We start from the raw sequence: 14152 nt of genomic DNA, 5'->3' as shown, positions 1-14152 counted from the left end.
AGAGAATGGGGCAGCCGCCAATGGCTGCCCCAGATCCTGTCGACCTATCGGGTTTCGGGCGGGTAGGTGCGATTGATGGTGCTGTCACCGTCCAGGTCCTTCAAATGGCGGAAGAAACTTTCAGCCGCGACCGCCAGGAAGGACACAAGCAACACGCCGATATAGGTGGAATGCTCAAGCAGTTCAGCCCGGTCCCCCACAATCACGTCGAAGATTGCGAACCCCAAGAACACAGCGACGGACGCTGCGATCGCCAGGTCTGTTCGGTAAGCCGCACCCGGCCTGCCTTGAACAAGCCGGATGCCTGCGACAAGAAACATACCTGCTGCCAGGAATTCGATGATCCCGGCAAAGATGAGCGTTCCAGTTACATAGGCCGGATCGATCGCCAGCCGGTCAAAATACATCGTGAACTTTTCGACACGATGATTGCCCCACCAATGGACAAACCCGACGTCTTGGCGGGCGAAAAACTTATCGAGCCCGTTCAGCAGCCAAAAGCAGAACCAGAACGCGATCACGATTGCGGTAATAGGTTGGCGAAACGCAGCCATATCAAACTTCTATTCAGGAACTCGGTTACATCCGCAATTCTATACAGGAGAGTCCTTGCAACTTGGTTACGCCTGAGCGCATTTGTGCTGATGCCAAGGAGAAAATCTCGGTTTTTGACGTTTGATCTTACTGAAAATCGGATTTTTGGCAGTTTTGAACCATCTTGGCAAACCGCTTATCCAAGGCAAGACGGTCTTCAGGTGTCATTTCAGGCCAGACAATCTGGGCCCCGACAAAGGCTGCATATTCGATTTTTGCAATATCCGCTGCAGCCTCTTTATCCAGTCCTTGCGCCCGGTATAGACCGAAAATGAAGCTGGTTCTGATCTGATCAACCTGCCGGACCACAAGGCGCGCCGTTTCATGAACCTGCGCAAATTGGCGCATGGCCCGCTCAAGATCATGGTCGAGGTGCGTTGCCAGGTTCGCCAGCGTTTGGGCCTGGGTTGCCGGATCGTCCGCCATCGTTTCTGCCGCGACATCCAGGGTGTTTTGCTGCTTCCACGCTTCAACGAGATCGACCAGGTACGCGTTGTGATCCTTAAAGTGATGATAAAAGGATCCTTTGGTGCGGCCAGCAGTCCGGCAAAGGGCATCAAGGGTAAGTCCATTGATCCCGTCTTTGATCAGCTGGCGGAATCCCAGCGTTATCCAATCATCTTTTCCAAACCGCTTCTTTTGAGTCATGTGCTGCCGCCCAAAACCCCCATGATCACAATCGGCAGAAACAACCAGCCTTGTGGCATATTTTTATAGGTTTGACTCTTCGCCACCGGCACCCAAAGACCAAGAAGGCAGTATCCAAGCGTCAATAGCGTCGCCGCCCATCCGAGATCGGTGCCGCTTTGCGAATAAGCTGCATAGACAAACATGCCAGAAACGATCGCAAGGGTGATCGTCACAATGTGCCAGCAGTAGTAGCTCGTCAATTTGGGAACCGGGTGCAGATCCTGTGCCTTCAGTAACGGCACAGCGATCGTCCGCCCACCCAAAAACGTATGGATTAAAAACACAGCTGCCGACAGAAAAGCCGCCACCCCAAAAAAGACATTCATAGTATCCACTCCAATTACATACCATACCTTATGGTATGTTAATCGTCATCGAAACTGCAAGCGCTATTCATAGCTGCGTCATCAGGTCTCAGTTTAGTAAGGAAATCGTCTTGAACTTCGTCTCGTCAAAAAATGCCCGGCCGCAAAATCACGAATTCACTGGTGGCCAGATAGATAAGTTCGTTGAGAGATTTTTTCAGGCATCTATTTGAGATCAGACAGCAATCTTTGTCCAGAAGACCTGGCGCGAGGGAGCTCAAAACGAAAAAGCAGCGGAACCGATTGGATCCGCTGCGTAAGTTTCATTTGAAGCAGTTACATATGCGCCTTGCTGGAGAACCACTGACAAATTCGCCATGCGCAGTTTGCACGGGGAAACTAGTATGAGGGAAATAAACTTTCTCTAAAGTTGTATTCCGGAATTATCTCAATCAAATTGAAAATTTTCACTAAATTAGAGTACAAACGAAAAAAGCCAGCTGCATGGTCTGCAACTGGCTTTCGCACCCTTCGGTGAAATTGGAGCGGGCGATGGGATTCGAACCCACGACCCCAACCTTGGCAAGGTTGTGCTCTACCCCTGAGCTACACCCGCATAGTGTCCCGACTGGAGAGCGTTTGCCCCGTCGTCGGTGGCGCAGTATATGGACTAAGCCGAAACAGAATGCAACACCGAATCTGCAGAAAAATTTTTAGCTGTCTTTTTGTGGATTTCCGGCTCAATAGACCTCTGGAAATGGCGGAATTTGGCTGGTTTCGTGACGGCCCTGGCCTTGCCGAAAGGACGCAAAACGCGTTAGAGAGCTGCCAAAGGACAAAATTTTTTCAGGAAACACCATGCCAGCCAGCCGCGATGAGCTCATGAGCTTCTTTCAGGAATTGGGGATCAATGTAACCACTGTGGATCATGATCCTGTATTTACCGTTGCTGAATCCGGTGACCTGCACGACCGCATTCCAGGCGGACACACCAAAAACCTGTTTGTCAAAGACAAGAAGGGCCGCCTGTTCCTGATCACCACTTTGCATGATGCAGATATCGATCTGAAGAAAGTCCATCAGATCCTTGGAGCACAGGGCCGGGTCTCTTTTGGCAATGCAGACCTTTTGATGGAGGTTCTTGGGGTCGAGCCCGGATCGGTGACGCCGTTCTCCTTGATCAACGACCGTCAAGACCAGCGGGTAACGGCGGTCTTCGATGCCGCAATGATGGCGCATGATGTTTTGAACTATCATCCGCTCAAGAACGATGCGACCACCTCCATCGCGTCGGGCGACCTGATCGCCTTCGTCAAGGCTTGTGGCCACGAACCTCAGATCCTGGCAGTGAGCGCCCAGGCGCAAGCTGCAGAATAAGGCGGCCACAGACTTCCATTTTGGAAGTCCTTTGAAAGACATTTGTAATCCCCTATCGGCCGCGCCATGTTAGAAGCGGATTCGATGCAGGTGATGGCATCCGAAATGTGTGGCTGAAGTTTTCACCAGCCGAACAGCAAGAGGCAGATCTATGAGCAACGGCGACTACAGCATTGGCGGCCAGGTCGGCGGCGGTTTCGGCGCCAGTATGGGCGGCGGCTATGGTCAAGGCGGTAATGGCGGCGGTGGCGCCGGCGGCAACGGACCGGGCGGTGCAGCTGGCGGCGATCTGATCTTTGATGTCACGACACAAACCTTCATGGCGGAGGTTATGGAAGCCTCCCGGCAGCAACCGGTTCTTGTAGACTTTTGGGCCCCGTGGTGCGGCCCATGTAAACAGCTGACACCGCTGATCGAAGCAGCGGTCACAGCCGCTGGCGGCACCGTGAAACTGGCCAAGATGAATATCGAGGACCACCCGGAAATCGCCGGGCAAATGGGCATCCAGTCCATTCCGGCCGTCATTGCGTTTAAAGACGGGCAGCCGGTCGATGGATTTATGGGCGCCCAGCAGGAAAGCCAGATCAAGGCGTTTATTGAAAAAGTTGGCGGTCCGGCGCAAGCCAACCCGGCCGAAGCCTATCTTGAGCAAGCGCAAGCCTTGCTGGCTGATAAGGACTTTGGGCAAGCCGCACAGCTCTTCGGGGCTCTGATGCAGGCAGAGCCCGACAATGTTCAGGCGATTGCAGGCCTTGCACAGTGTTACCTCGGCGCAGACGATCTGGAGCGGGCCAAACAGGCGTTGGACCTGGCTCCTGAAGACAAGCGGACCGACGAAGCTTATATGGCTGCCAAAGCAGCTGTTGATCTGGCCGAACAGGCCGCCTCTCTTGGCGATTTGGCAGGTCTTGAAGAGCGCATTGCCCAGAACCCGGATGATCATCAGGCCCGGTTTGATCTTGCACTCGGATTGAATGCCAAAGGTGCGAAAACAGCGGCTGTCGATCAACTCATCGAAATCGTCCGCCGGGACCGGGAGTGGAACGAAGACGGTGCGCGCAAGCAACTGCTACAATTTTTTGAAGCCTGGGGCTTCAAGGATGAGGCCAGTGCTTATGGCCGGCGCAAACTCTCCGCGGTCCTGTTCGCTTGACGATTGCCTGCTGCCGCCACAGATATGCCGGTAACGGCTGATTGGCGCCAGCATAGCCAAAGGCAATAAAGACAAGCTAAAGGGCCAAAGATGCAGGCAGGAAATGCCATTTATGAAACGATCGCGGATTTGCCGCCCGTTCTACCCGTGTTTCCACTTTCCGGTGCGTTGCTCCTTCCACGAACCCAACTGCCCCTGAACATTTTTGAACCGCGCTACATCGACATGATCGACGCAGCCTTGGCCAGCAATCGTCTGATCGGCATGGTGCAGCCGTCCGCAGGCCGCCCGGCCTCTGATCCGGACAATCCAGTTCTGGAAAGCGTCGGTTGCGCCGGGCGTCTCACCGGATTTCAGGAAACTGGAGACGGCCGCTACCTGATCACCCTTCAAGGGGTCACCCGTTTCAAGATCGGCAAAGAGCTGTCGGCTTTGACTAAATTCCGGCAGGTGGAGGTCGATTTTGCGCCTTTTTCCGATGACCTGAAATGTGGAGAAGGCGAAGAAGACGTAGATCGCAACGGTCTATTGAACACGTTGCGGGCATATCTCGACGCCAACAGCCTGGAAGCCGATTGGGATAGTGTCTCAGAGGCAGAAACAGAAGTTCTGGTGAATGCCTTGTGTATGATGTGCCCTTACGGGCCGCAGGAAAAACAGGCGCTGTTGGAGGCTCACGATCTCAAGACACGGGCTGAAACCCTGATCGCGATCACGGAAATGGATCTGGCGCGCTCCGAAAATGATGGCGGAGCAACGCTGCAATAAGCCCTAAAAGCGGAAACGGCATCTTTTATGAATGAAACACCTGACCGGCCAGTGGACCGGAAACTTTTGGAACTTCTTGTATGCCCAGTCACCAAAACAACGCTGGAATACGATGCGGATGCGCAGGAGCTAATCTCTCGGACGGCCAAATTGGCCTATCCAATCCGCAATGGCATTCCGATCATGCTGCCGGACGAGGCGCGAAAAATCGAAGAGTGAAAAGACTTCAGAAAAGAAAACCCGAGCGTCGTGCCCGGGTTTTCTTTTTGGAATTTAGAAACCGCGGAAGAGCGGCATCAAGTTGGTTTGAATGATCATCTGAATGAAGATGATGCCAAGCAGCAGCACAACTGGAGAAATATCGACCCCGCCGAGATCCGGCATGAACCGGCGGATCGGCCGCAGTGCGGGTTCCGTCAGATTATAGAGAACCTGCCCAATCATCGCGATGATCTGATTGCGCGGGTTGACAATGTTGAAGGCAAAGAGCCAGGAGAAAATCGCACTGGCGATCACAACATAGACATAGAGTTGCAGTGCGATGAGGATCACGGTGAAAAGGGCTGTCATGGTCCGGTCCGTTGCCTTTATGAGCGGGTGTTGTTCTTCATGTAGCTTTCCGAACTGCCGGCTGCAAGCCGAACCGGGTGTTGCGTGGGAAAACGGCAGATAATTCCCCACTGATAACGCGGTGCCAAAATGCAACAGTTAATCAAAACCCGACTCTCCCGCACTTTGCGTTAGCACTGATCGTGCTATCTTCCGGCCTGACAATTTCCGGTATTGTGTGGACCACATGAAAAAAATCATATCGCGGGCCATGGTTGCCCTTCTGGCTGGGACCGTTTCCGGAGCAGCTTTTGCGCAGGGCGGCAGTCTGTCTGAACAAGACGCAAACCGCCAGTTTGTGGTCGATCTCGGTGTCGGAGCCATGATCAAACCGCGCTATGAAGCATCGGATTCCTATCTTATTTATCCGTTTCCTTTAATTTCAGTTGGCCGTTTCTATGTTCCAGGCATCGGTCAGGTGGTCGACGGACGCCGGCGCAGCGGTGTGTTTTTCTACCCCTCATTTGGGTTTGTCGGCTCGCGCGAAGCAAGCGATACGACAGATTTGACTGGGACCAACAAGATCAACTGGGCCTTGGAATTGGGCCTTGGCGGCGGTTTTCGAGGCGAACACTGGCGTGCCTTTGCAGAACTGCGCCAGGGATTTAATGGTCACACAGGCCAGGTCGGCCAGCTCGGATTCGACGGAATTCTCTATCCGGGAGAAAAGTGGGAGCTGAGCATCGGCCCGCGCGCAGAATTTGCATCCGGCAACTACATGGACACTTATTTTGGCGTGTCCGCTGCAGAAGCTGCGGCCAGCGGTGGTCGTTTGACCGCATATGATCCAGGCGGAACTGGTTTCAAATCTGTCGGGCTTGCTGCACGCGTCAGCTATGACTGGAACGATGATGTCCGGCTCCATCTGCAGGGTGGCTATGAACGCCTGATCGGCGATGCGGCCGACAGCCCGATTGCCAAGATTGGCAGCGAAGACCAGTTCAACATTGGCTTGGGCGTGACGTACCGCTTTGCCTTCGATGTTTTCAAATAAGCTGGATTTACCCAGTCACACTGACTTTTAAGACACGGGGTCCAATGGCCCCGTGTTTTTTATTGGCTAACTGATGAAAAGCGGAGAGTATCTGCGCAGGTTTGTATTTTGCATCGTCAAAATCTGGCAAAGAAGTCTTCAAAAGACATTTTGCACTTGACGATTACGTAAAGGGCATGCTTCAAGTGAAGCAACGAGAGGCTAGCGCCTCAATCATATGGGAGAAAATTCTATGTCCTTGGAACAGCTCACCAACGACATCCGCGACAAGGTTTCCGGTGGCGGTATCGAAGAAAGCGTGAAATTCGATCTTGGCGATGCCGGCACAATCTTTCTGCAAGGTTCCGACGTCAGCAATGCCAATGACGAGGCGGATTGCACCATCAAGATGACCGCTGAAGATCTGGCCGACATGCTGTCCGGAGACTTGAACCCGACTGCAGCATTCATGGGCGGCAAGATGCAAGTAGAAGGCGACATGAGCGTTGCCATGAAACTGGGTAGCGTCGTCTAAACCGACTTCTTCCAAAAAGAAGCAGATACCTCGCAGCCGGTCTCTTCGGAGGCCGGTTTTTTTGTGCGCCCGCCATCTGCAGTCAAATGGTTTGCCTAACCCTGTCACCAGAGATCAAGTTCGCCTTTTTGTTTGAGTGTTTCGAACCACTCTTCCGGACTGAGGCCGATTTGGGCGTGTTTGACCATCGCTTCATTCATGTCTGCAAGGCCGGTTACATCTGGCCAGGCCTCGGGCTGCCAGAGGCCAGAACGAAACACGCATTTGGGACAATGCATGAAGACAGACGTCACGTGAACGGCCAAAGCCAACTTTGGAGAACGGCTCTGAACTTCAAAGCTTTTCAGGAGCTTCGGGTCCCGGGTCAATTTTCCTTCGCCGCGAATACGAATGGTTTCTCCCCGTCCTGGCAGAAGAAACAGCAACCCCACGCGCTGATCCTTGAGAAGATTGTGAAACGTATCGAGACGGCGGTTGCCCGGACGATCCGGAATGGCCAACAGCGATGGCGAGAGGACTTTTGCAAAGCCGGCCGCGTCCCCTTTTGGCGAGATGTCGATGTGGCCACCCGGATTGGCAGAGGCGACAAAACAAAAAGGGGACCGGGAGATAAAATCACGGCAAATCTCGTCGAGAGCAGGCAATTCCTTGGCTGCAATTTGCGGAAGGGGATGCCCCCCGATGTTCTCCAGCTCTTCCGGGGTGGTGATAAATTCAGTCAGCGATGAAAATGGATCAGTTGAGGACGGCATTCGCTGCTCCTAGCTTCAATACGGAGATCATTATCTTCAAATCCGGCGGTAAAGCGATCGCGCTCTTTCAAAGAATGGGCACGCCATCACACAACAAAAGAAAACGGCGGGCCCGAGCCCGCCGCTTGAAGCGTTATATTGAGTTTAACGCCGGACCTAGTTTGTGATGATCTCCGGACCCATCAGCATATACGGCAGCCATGTGGAGAGTGCCGGGACGTAGGTCACCAGGATCAAGAAGGCCAGCAAGACCAGCACGAACGGAGCGGCCGCTTTCACAACCTGAACCAGACTCATGCCTGTGATGCCGGATGTCACGAAGAGGTTCAGACCGATCGGTGGTGTGATCATGCCGATTTCCATGTTCACGACCATCAAGATACCCAGGTGGATCGGATCCACTCCAAGCTCAAGACCGATCGGGAACACCACCGGCGCAACGATCAGGAGCAGACCCGACGGTTCCATGAACTGGCCGCCGATCAACAACAAGATGTTGACCGCGATCAGGAAGGTGAACCAGTTGAAGCCGGCTTCGACCATCCAGTCGGTAATCACCTGCGGAATCTGTTCGGCCGTCAACGTGTGTGCAAAGAGCAGCGCGTTGACGATGATGAACATCAACATGATGGTCGTCTTGGCCGAATCCGTCAGAACCTTCTTGGTGTCTTTGTGGAACAATGCCGGTAGAAATTTCCAGCCGATGATTGCAAGGTTCCGGCCCCAGACCTTCCCACCTGCGGCATAGGCCGGCGTGAGCTGGGCAGGGCTGATGCCAGCGCGCAGCAGCGGATAGGCCACAAGGGCAACAAGAAGCACCACAAAGCTATCCCAACCGAACATCGCCGTCCGGTCGGTCACACCATAGGCAATGCCAGACCAGGCCAGCATCAAGACGACCGAATAAGTGATTGCCTTGAAGCCAGTAAGCGCCAGCGGGCTATCACTTTCCTCGACCCAGCCAATACCTGAAAGCGGACCCATGTCACGATAGACAAAGAGGGCGATCAGGCAGGCATAAACGGCGGCCACCGCAGCAGCTTCCGTCGGGGTGAAGATGCCGAGATAGATCCCGCCGAGGATGATGACCATCAGGAAAAGGCCGACAGCAGCTTCTGACAAGGCGCCCCAGATTTCCTTGAACCCCGGCCACGGCTGTGCTGGCAAGTTCTTGACCCGCGCCATGATGTAGATGGCGATCATCAGCATCAGACCGGCGATGATGCCGGGGATAACACCCGCCAAGAACATACGCCCGACGGAAACGTTGGTGGCAGCAGCGTAAACGACCATCACGATGGACGGCGGGATCAGGATGCCGAGAGTACCCGCGTTGGCGATAACACCAGCTGCGAATTCCTTGGTGTAGCCCGCCTGACGCATACCGGCGATGGCAATGGTGCCGATGGCGACCACCGTTGCCGGAGAGGAGCCAGAAAGCGCTGCGAACAGCATACAGGCGAAAACGCCCGCAATCGCCAAGCCGCCCCGAATCGAACCCACCGTTGCGATTGAAAAGCGGATGATTCTACGGGCAACACCACCGGTCGACATGAAGCTGGAGGCCAGGATGAAGAACGGAATCGCCAGAAGGGTGAAGTTCTGCGAGGCGTTGAACAGCTGCACAGCCACGGAGCTCATGGAATCGTGACTGAAGAGCGCGATGTAAAGAACGGCGGAGAGGCCAAGCGAGACGGCAATCGGAACCCCGAGGAACAAAAAGCCGAAAACGAAGAAAAATAAGAATGCGGTTTCCATCGGCTCAGTCCTTCAAGACGTCTTTGTTTTCCGCCACCAGCTCTTCTGCCTCGTGGGCAGCGATGATGGCGTCTTTTTTGCCCATGAGGATCAGGACAAAAGCCTGGGCCGCGCGGAAGGCAAGCAGGAGAAGGCCAATTGGTAGGATGATGTAGGGAATCCAGCGCGGGACACGCTCTTTCACATCAAACCATTCCTGGATGAACACCGGCCATTTCAAATCTTCCATGCCGATGGGCAGCTTGTAGAACTTCGCCACATAAGCGTAAGCGCCGCCGGTGGCTCCTTTGTGGTCCAAGCCAAACAGTGATCCGAACCATGTGGCATCAAACAGCAGCAGGGCATAAAGGACCGTCAGCGCTGCGCCCAAGAGAGCGGCGAGACGGAACAGCGGACGCGGCAGAAGATTGATGACAGCGTCCACGCCGAGGTGAGCGCCGATTTTCAGCCCATAGCTCATACCGAAAAGGATGAGCCAGGCGAACAGAACGCGGGTGAGTTCCAAAGCACCGCCCCAGCCGGAGTTGAACCCGTATCTGGCGACCACCTGGCTGAAGGTGACGATGGTCATCAGCGCCAGGATGATGGCGATGATGTTTTCTTCCAAAGAATCGACAAACCGTCCGACGCGGGACATGCAAGCCTCCCCATAACCTGCGCGATCAGCGCCGGCTTCCAGCCGCTTTTATGCGGCAACTGATTTTTGAAAATGAAAAGTGTGACCGGGCTGTGCCCGGTCACGATGAGCCAGAATTAGCTGGCTTGGTTGGATGCAACCGCAGCATCGATCACGTCCTGACCGATGTCGTCTTTGAACTTGCCCCAAACCGGCTTCATGGTGTTAACCCACTCGTCGCGCTGCTCAGGTGTCAGCTGACGGACAACACCGCCGTTTTCGATGATCTTGGCTTTGTTCTGAGCGTTGATCTCGGTGGAACGGTTGTTGTACTCGTCTGCAACTTCGTTGAAGATCTTCAGGAACTGATCACGGGTACCAGCTTCCAGGCTGTCTAGCCATTCTTGAGAAGTCACTGCCAGGTAGGTCAGCAGCTGGTGGTTGGTTTCAGTGGTGCCGTCCTGAACCTCAAAGAACTTCTTGGTGTAGATGTTGGACCAGGTGTTTTCCTGACCGTCCACAACACCGGTCTGCAGCGCGCCGTAGACTTCTTTGAACGCCAGTTTCTGAGCGTTTGCGCCCATGGCTTCAATCATGGCAACCGCAACGTCAGACGTCTGAACGCGGAATTTCAAGCCTTTGGCATCTGACGGAACTTCCAGTGGCTTGTTGGCAGAGAACTGCTTCAGACCGTTAAAGACATAACCAAGGCCCACGAAACCGTAGTCGGACATCGCGCCGAGCAGTTCCTGACCTTTTTCACCCTTGGTGAATGTGGTCACAGCTTCCATGTTGGAGAACAGGAACGGCAGGTCGAACAGGCGGTACTTTAGGGTGTAGGATTCGAACTTGGAAAGCGACGGTGCGGCCAGCTGAACATCACCGAGCAGAAGGGCTTCCATCACCTTGTTGTCGTCAAACAGCTGCGAAGACGGGAACACCTGCATGCAGGCCTTACCATCCATTTCCGCATTGATGCGATCCGCCAGAGCAGATGCCATTTCACCTTTCGGGTGGCCTTGCGCGGACACAACGTGGCTGAACTTGATGACGATTTCGCCGTCGCCACATTCGTCAGCAGCATAAGCACCAGATGTCATGGCGAAAGAAGCCGCAGCAGCAGCGGCGATAACAAACTTTTTCATTGGATGTCCTCCCAGACATTTCTCAAAAGACAGCCATTATGGCTGGACAGCGCAAGGCGCGGGTCGCAGCTTTAACAGCAAAGCCTGTGCCAATTGCCTGGAACCGGCAGGAAATGGCCAAAACCAGTCGGTGAGAAATGAATGGTCTGCCGCCACGGAAATCGAATGATTAAGATTCTGGGTGGAAAGCGACACATGGAAAACTACCGATGGGTCGGTTTCGACACATCGGCAGCTGCAACATCATTTTTCTGAGATTAGGCGTCTTCCGTTACCGGTGCAGGCGTACTTTGAAGGGCATTCAAAACTAAAAAGCCTAGGCCAGCGGCCAGAATTGCGGTCAAAAACGGTCCTTGCGGGGTAAAACCAGCCAGAAGACCACCGATGATTGCCGAAATCGCTGCAGCGGCAACAGTAATCGACCGGTACAGGCCCATGACCTGGCCCTGTTCGCCCGGGCCTGCCCGATCAGAAGCAATCACCGACGTGGCCGTCTGGCCGAAATTGATCCCTACGCAAATGATGCACACGGGAAGGGCGAGCCCAATCAGACTGTCCGGGATCAGGAAAAGCGCTGTGCCGCCTGCAAGCAATCCAAGGGACAGGTAAGCCATTTTCACCGGTCCGATCTTCTCGTCAACCTTGCCGGCGACCAGCCCCGAGGCGATCAACGGCGCCGATATCAAGGCTGTCAAGACGCCCAGCAAGGCCGGTTGAGTGTCAAAAACCTGGACGAAATAGACGGCTGAGAAATCAAAGAAGATCATGATCGCCCAGAAGGTCGCAAAGGTCAGCGCAAAAACTGGAACCAGTGACCGGTCCGTCAAAGCTGCGCGCAGGCTTCTTGCAGGTGCAGTCTGTTTTTCTGCCTGTCCAGCCGGAGACAGAAATGCCATCACCATTATTGCATTTGCGCCAAACACCGCGGCTCCGCACCAGAACGGCAAGGCCACATTGAACATGGGATGAAGCGCTGAATCCGACAACAAACCACCTGCGATGGGACCGATGATGAAACCGACATCAATCGCAATACCGATGTAGGCAAAGTTGCGAGCCTTGGTGCGCGGAGAACTGATATCGGATGCGATTGATTGAACAATGGCCAGACTGCCCTCGGCGATACCGGTGAACAGCCTGCCAATCAGGATCAGCGCGATGGATCCGGCTGCCACACCAAAGGCTAGAATCAAAGCGCCCAGTGTTGTCAGCCAGAGGCAGGCAACCAGCACCGGTTTGCGGCCATATTTATCCGACAGACGGCCTAGGAATGGGGCGCCGATCATCTGACCCAGCGGATAAAGCGCCATCGCCGACCCGAGCAGCATAGTTCGGGTCACGGTGCTCATGTCCGCTGTCACGATGCCATGAGCCGGATCCAGAAAGATGTGGCTGAAAATCGGGAAGGGAAGAGAAAAGCCAATCCATCCCGTCAGCGTCGTCAACAGGACGACACACAAGGTTTTCCGTTCTGTCGACATGCTCAGTTGACCTTTAGTTCTCCACTGCCAGCTTCATGCCGGGCGAGCGTCATGAAATGCCGGAGCTTTTCCGGATTACGCATGATGAAAATCTGACGGGCTTTGCCATCTTCGCCAAATTCGGCGGTCAAGACAGCGGTGATTTCGCCGTTCTCCGATGCGATCAACCCTTGCCGGCCATTGATCTCCGCTGTGTTCAGGTCATACCCAGGCCAGGCTTTGCAGAGAACCTGACGCAGAAAGATTTCGATCGTTTCCCGGCCGTTCAGAATCCGAAGTGCAGCCCGGACTTTACCGCCGCCATCAGTGTGCAGCTCAATGTCTTCTGACAGCATGGTACTGAGTGTTGTCAGCGAACCGGTGCGGATCGCATTTTGAAAAGCGGACAAAAGTTCACTTTGCCGTTCTTCGCTGGGTACATAGCGTGCACTGTCCTTGCCAATGACCCGGCCAGCCCTTGATACCAGCTGACGGCAAGCCGATTCAGAAAGATCCAGTGTTTCAGCAATTTGGTTGTACGGGTGATCAAAGATCTCGCGCAGCAGATAAGCTGCCCGTTCCTTCGGGCTGAGCCGCTCCAAAAGCAACAGGAAAGCCGTGGTCAAAGACGACGCCAATTCAAGCCGCTCCTCAGGGCCCGCGACCGTTTCGGTCTGCAGGGGTTCCGGCAACCACGGACCGACATAGTCGACACGCTGGCGTCCGGCGGACTTCAAGATGTCGAGACAACGGTTGGTACAGGCGGTCGTCAGCCAGCCATCAGGATTGTGGATCACGCCGGCATCCGTATCTTGCCAGCGCAGGAAGGTATCTTGAACGGCGTCTTCCGCATCCGCCCAAGACCCAAGCAGGCGGTAGGCCAGCCCCAATAGGCGGGGCCTGGCCAATTCAAACCTGTCGAGTTTGTCTTGCTCACTCATATTAATAGTTCGAAATTTGAACCCGGTTCCAGAGATTGATCATACCAATGGCGGCCGTCAGCAGACTGATTTCATTTTCTGAAAAATGCTGTCTGAGGTTCGCGCGCAGTGGTCCATACTGCGTTTCAGAATTTGCATAGGTTAGCGCTTCGGCCCAGGCAAAAGCAGCCTTTTCTTTTTCACTGAAATCAGGAACATGGCGCCAGACGATCAGACGCTCGAGCCGTTCACTGGTTTCCCCTGCCTCGTGAGCTTCCTTTGTGTGCATTTTGACGCAAAAGGCGCATTGGTTGATTTGGGAAACCCGCAGATCAACAAGATGCTGAAGTTTGGCCTCCAGTCCTTCTTTCACGAAGGAAGCTGAGACACCGCCAAGGGTCTGGGCAATCGCCGGAATTTGCTGATGATGGTTTACAGGTGCAGTTGCTGCAGTCATTTCAAATACCTCGTTTAGATCGAATAGGTTCGATACAAAG

General features: G+C 54.2%; 17 protein-coding genes and 1 tRNA gene. 6 read left to right on the top strand and 12 right to left on the bottom strand.

Going from position 1 to position 14152, the window contains the following annotated elements; translation table 11 throughout:
• Positions 1–44: 44 nt before the first annotated feature.
• From FJ695_RS04830 to FJ695_RS04815, 4 genes are all read right to left on the bottom strand, one after another.
• A complete protein-coding gene (locus tag FJ695_RS04830) occupies positions 45–554 on the bottom strand; it encodes a hypothetical protein (protein ID WP_141184381.1) in 510 nt (169 codons plus the stop codon).
• A gap of 127 nt (positions 555–681) precedes the next feature.
• Complete coding sequence (locus FJ695_RS04825) at positions 682–1242, bottom strand: TetR/AcrR family transcriptional regulator (RefSeq protein ID WP_141184380.1); 561 nt, start codon at positions 1240–1242, stop codon at positions 682–684.
• On the bottom strand, positions 1239–1610 hold the full coding sequence (locus tag FJ695_RS04820; protein ID WP_141184379.1) for a hypothetical protein: 372 nt from the start codon (positions 1608–1610) through the stop codon (positions 1239–1241). The genes FJ695_RS04825 and FJ695_RS04820 overlap by 4 nt, the downstream gene beginning before the upstream one ends.
• A gap of 520 nt (positions 1611–2130) precedes the next feature.
• A tRNA-Gly gene (locus tag FJ695_RS04815) sits at positions 2131–2205 on the bottom strand.
• 242 nt (positions 2206–2447) lie between these two features.
• Between FJ695_RS04815 and FJ695_RS04810 the strand changes: the two genes are divergently transcribed.
• The 4 genes from FJ695_RS04810 to FJ695_RS04795 all read left to right on the top strand — a co-directional run bounded on the left by FJ695_RS04810 (position 2448) and on the right by FJ695_RS04795 (position 5106).
• Positions 2448–2966, top strand: coding sequence for a prolyl-tRNA synthetase associated domain-containing protein (locus FJ695_RS04810; RefSeq protein ID WP_141184378.1), 519 nt, complete (start codon positions 2448–2450; stop codon positions 2964–2966).
• 208 nt (positions 2967–3174) lie between these two features.
• Positions 3175–4119 (top strand): thioredoxin, encoded by a 945-nt coding sequence (gene trxA, locus FJ695_RS04805; RefSeq protein WP_168206518.1) that lies wholly within the window; start codon positions 3175–3177, stop codon positions 4117–4119.
• A 90-nt stretch (positions 4120–4209) separates the two neighbouring features.
• Complete coding sequence (locus FJ695_RS04800) at positions 4210–4887, top strand: LON peptidase substrate-binding domain-containing protein (protein WP_141184376.1); 678 nt, start codon at positions 4210–4212, stop codon at positions 4885–4887.
• Between the two features lie 27 nt (positions 4888–4914).
• Positions 4915–5106, top strand: coding sequence for a Trm112 family protein (locus tag FJ695_RS04795; RefSeq protein ID WP_141184375.1), 192 nt, complete (start codon positions 4915–4917; stop codon positions 5104–5106).
• A gap of 54 nt (positions 5107–5160) precedes the next feature.
• On the opposite strand, the gene FJ695_RS04790 is transcribed toward FJ695_RS04795, so the two are convergent.
• Positions 5161–5457: a YggT family protein gene (locus tag FJ695_RS04790; RefSeq protein WP_141184374.1), complete on the bottom strand. Its 297-nt coding sequence runs from the start codon at positions 5455–5457 to the stop codon at positions 5161–5163.
• Positions 5458–5683: 226 nt separating this feature from the next.
• Between FJ695_RS04790 and FJ695_RS04785 the strand changes: the two genes are divergently transcribed.
• On the top strand, positions 5684–6490 hold the full coding sequence (locus FJ695_RS04785; RefSeq protein WP_141184373.1) for a MipA/OmpV family protein: 807 nt from the start codon (positions 5684–5686) through the stop codon (positions 6488–6490).
• 232 nt (positions 6491–6722) lie between these two features.
• Positions 6723–7004, top strand: coding sequence for an SCP2 sterol-binding domain-containing protein (locus FJ695_RS04780; protein WP_141184372.1), 282 nt, complete (start codon positions 6723–6725; stop codon positions 7002–7004).
• 104 nt (positions 7005–7108) lie between these two features.
• Here the strand turns inward: FJ695_RS04780 and FJ695_RS04775 are convergent, their stop codons facing one another.
• From FJ695_RS04775 to FJ695_RS04745, 7 genes are all read right to left on the bottom strand, one after another.
• Positions 7109–7756, bottom strand: coding sequence for an MSMEG_1061 family FMN-dependent PPOX-type flavoprotein (locus FJ695_RS04775; RefSeq protein WP_141184371.1), 648 nt, complete (start codon positions 7754–7756; stop codon positions 7109–7111).
• A gap of 156 nt (positions 7757–7912) precedes the next feature.
• On the bottom strand, positions 7913–9514 hold the full coding sequence (locus FJ695_RS04770) for a TRAP transporter large permease (RefSeq protein ID WP_141184370.1): 1602 nt from the start codon (positions 9512–9514) through the stop codon (positions 7913–7915).
• Between the two features lie 4 nt (positions 9515–9518).
• Positions 9519–10151 (bottom strand): TRAP transporter small permease, encoded by a 633-nt coding sequence (locus tag FJ695_RS04765; RefSeq protein WP_141184369.1) that lies wholly within the window; start codon positions 10149–10151, stop codon positions 9519–9521.
• A gap of 116 nt (positions 10152–10267) precedes the next feature.
• Positions 10268–11275, bottom strand: coding sequence for a DctP family TRAP transporter solute-binding subunit (locus FJ695_RS04760; RefSeq protein WP_141184368.1), 1008 nt, complete (start codon positions 11273–11275; stop codon positions 10268–10270).
• 257 nt (positions 11276–11532) lie between these two features.
• Positions 11533–12756 carry an MFS transporter gene (locus tag FJ695_RS04755; RefSeq protein WP_141184367.1) on the bottom strand — a complete coding sequence of 408 codons (1224 nt, stop codon included), beginning with the start codon at positions 12754–12756 and terminating at the stop codon, positions 11533–11535.
• A gap of 2 nt (positions 12757–12758) precedes the next feature.
• Positions 12759–13676, bottom strand: coding sequence for an RNA polymerase sigma factor SigJ (gene sigJ, locus FJ695_RS04750; protein WP_141184366.1), 918 nt, complete (start codon positions 13674–13676; stop codon positions 12759–12761).
• A 1-nt stretch (position 13677) separates the two neighbouring features.
• A complete protein-coding gene (locus FJ695_RS04745) occupies positions 13678–14112 on the bottom strand; it encodes a carboxymuconolactone decarboxylase family protein (protein WP_141184365.1) in 435 nt (144 codons plus the stop codon).
• Between the last annotated feature and the right edge of the window lie 40 nt (positions 14113–14152).

The sequence above is a fragment of the Labrenzia sp. PHM005 genome, from assembly GCF_006517275.1.
In the GTDB taxonomy this organism is placed as follows: domain Bacteria; phylum Pseudomonadota; class Alphaproteobacteria; order Rhizobiales; family Stappiaceae; genus Roseibium.
Note: the sequence above shows the minus strand (reverse complement) of the source record. Positions and strands in the feature narration are given on the sequence as shown.

Coding starts and splice junctions, on each gene's coding strand:
- FJ695_RS04830 (WP_141184381.1), bottom strand. CDS start 554: ATGGCTGCGTTTCGCCAACCTATTACCGCAATCGTGATCGCGTTCTGG.
- FJ695_RS04825 (WP_141184380.1), bottom strand. CDS start 1,242: ATGACTCAAAAGAAGCGGTTTGGAAAAGATGATTGGATAACGCTGGGA.
- FJ695_RS04820 (WP_141184379.1), bottom strand. CDS start 1,610: ATGAATGTCTTTTTTGGGGTGGCGGCTTTTCTGTCGGCAGCTGTGTTT.
- FJ695_RS04810 (WP_141184378.1), top strand. CDS start 2,448: ATGCCAGCCAGCCGCGATGAGCTCATGAGCTTCTTTCAGGAATTGGGG.
- trxA (WP_168206518.1), top strand. CDS start 3,175: ATGGGCGGCGGCTATGGTCAAGGCGGTAATGGCGGCGGTGGCGCCGGC.
- FJ695_RS04800 (WP_141184376.1), top strand. CDS start 4,210: ATGCAGGCAGGAAATGCCATTTATGAAACGATCGCGGATTTGCCGCCC.
- FJ695_RS04795 (WP_141184375.1), top strand. CDS start 4,915: ATGAATGAAACACCTGACCGGCCAGTGGACCGGAAACTTTTGGAACTT.
- FJ695_RS04790 (WP_141184374.1), bottom strand. CDS start 5,457: ATGACAGCCCTTTTCACCGTGATCCTCATCGCACTGCAACTCTATGTC.
- FJ695_RS04785 (WP_141184373.1), top strand. CDS start 5,684: ATGAAAAAAATCATATCGCGGGCCATGGTTGCCCTTCTGGCTGGGACC.
- FJ695_RS04780 (WP_141184372.1), top strand. CDS start 6,723: ATGTCCTTGGAACAGCTCACCAACGACATCCGCGACAAGGTTTCCGGT.
- FJ695_RS04775 (WP_141184371.1), bottom strand. CDS start 7,756: ATGCCGTCCTCAACTGATCCATTTTCATCGCTGACTGAATTTATCACC.
- FJ695_RS04770 (WP_141184370.1), bottom strand. CDS start 9,514: ATGGAAACCGCATTCTTATTTTTCTTCGTTTTCGGCTTTTTGTTCCTC.
- FJ695_RS04765 (WP_141184369.1), bottom strand. CDS start 10,151: ATGTCCCGCGTCGGACGGTTTGTCGATTCTTTGGAAGAAAACATCATC.
- FJ695_RS04760 (WP_141184368.1), bottom strand. CDS start 11,275: ATGAAAAAGTTTGTTATCGCCGCTGCTGCTGCGGCTTCTTTCGCCATG.
- FJ695_RS04755 (WP_141184367.1), bottom strand. CDS start 12,756: ATGTCGACAGAACGGAAAACCTTGTGTGTCGTCCTGTTGACGACGCTG.
- sigJ (WP_141184366.1), bottom strand. CDS start 13,676: ATGAGTGAGCAAGACAAACTCGACAGGTTTGAATTGGCCAGGCCCCGC.
- FJ695_RS04745 (WP_141184365.1), bottom strand. CDS start 14,112: ATGACTGCAGCAACTGCACCTGTAAACCATCATCAGCAAATTCCGGCG.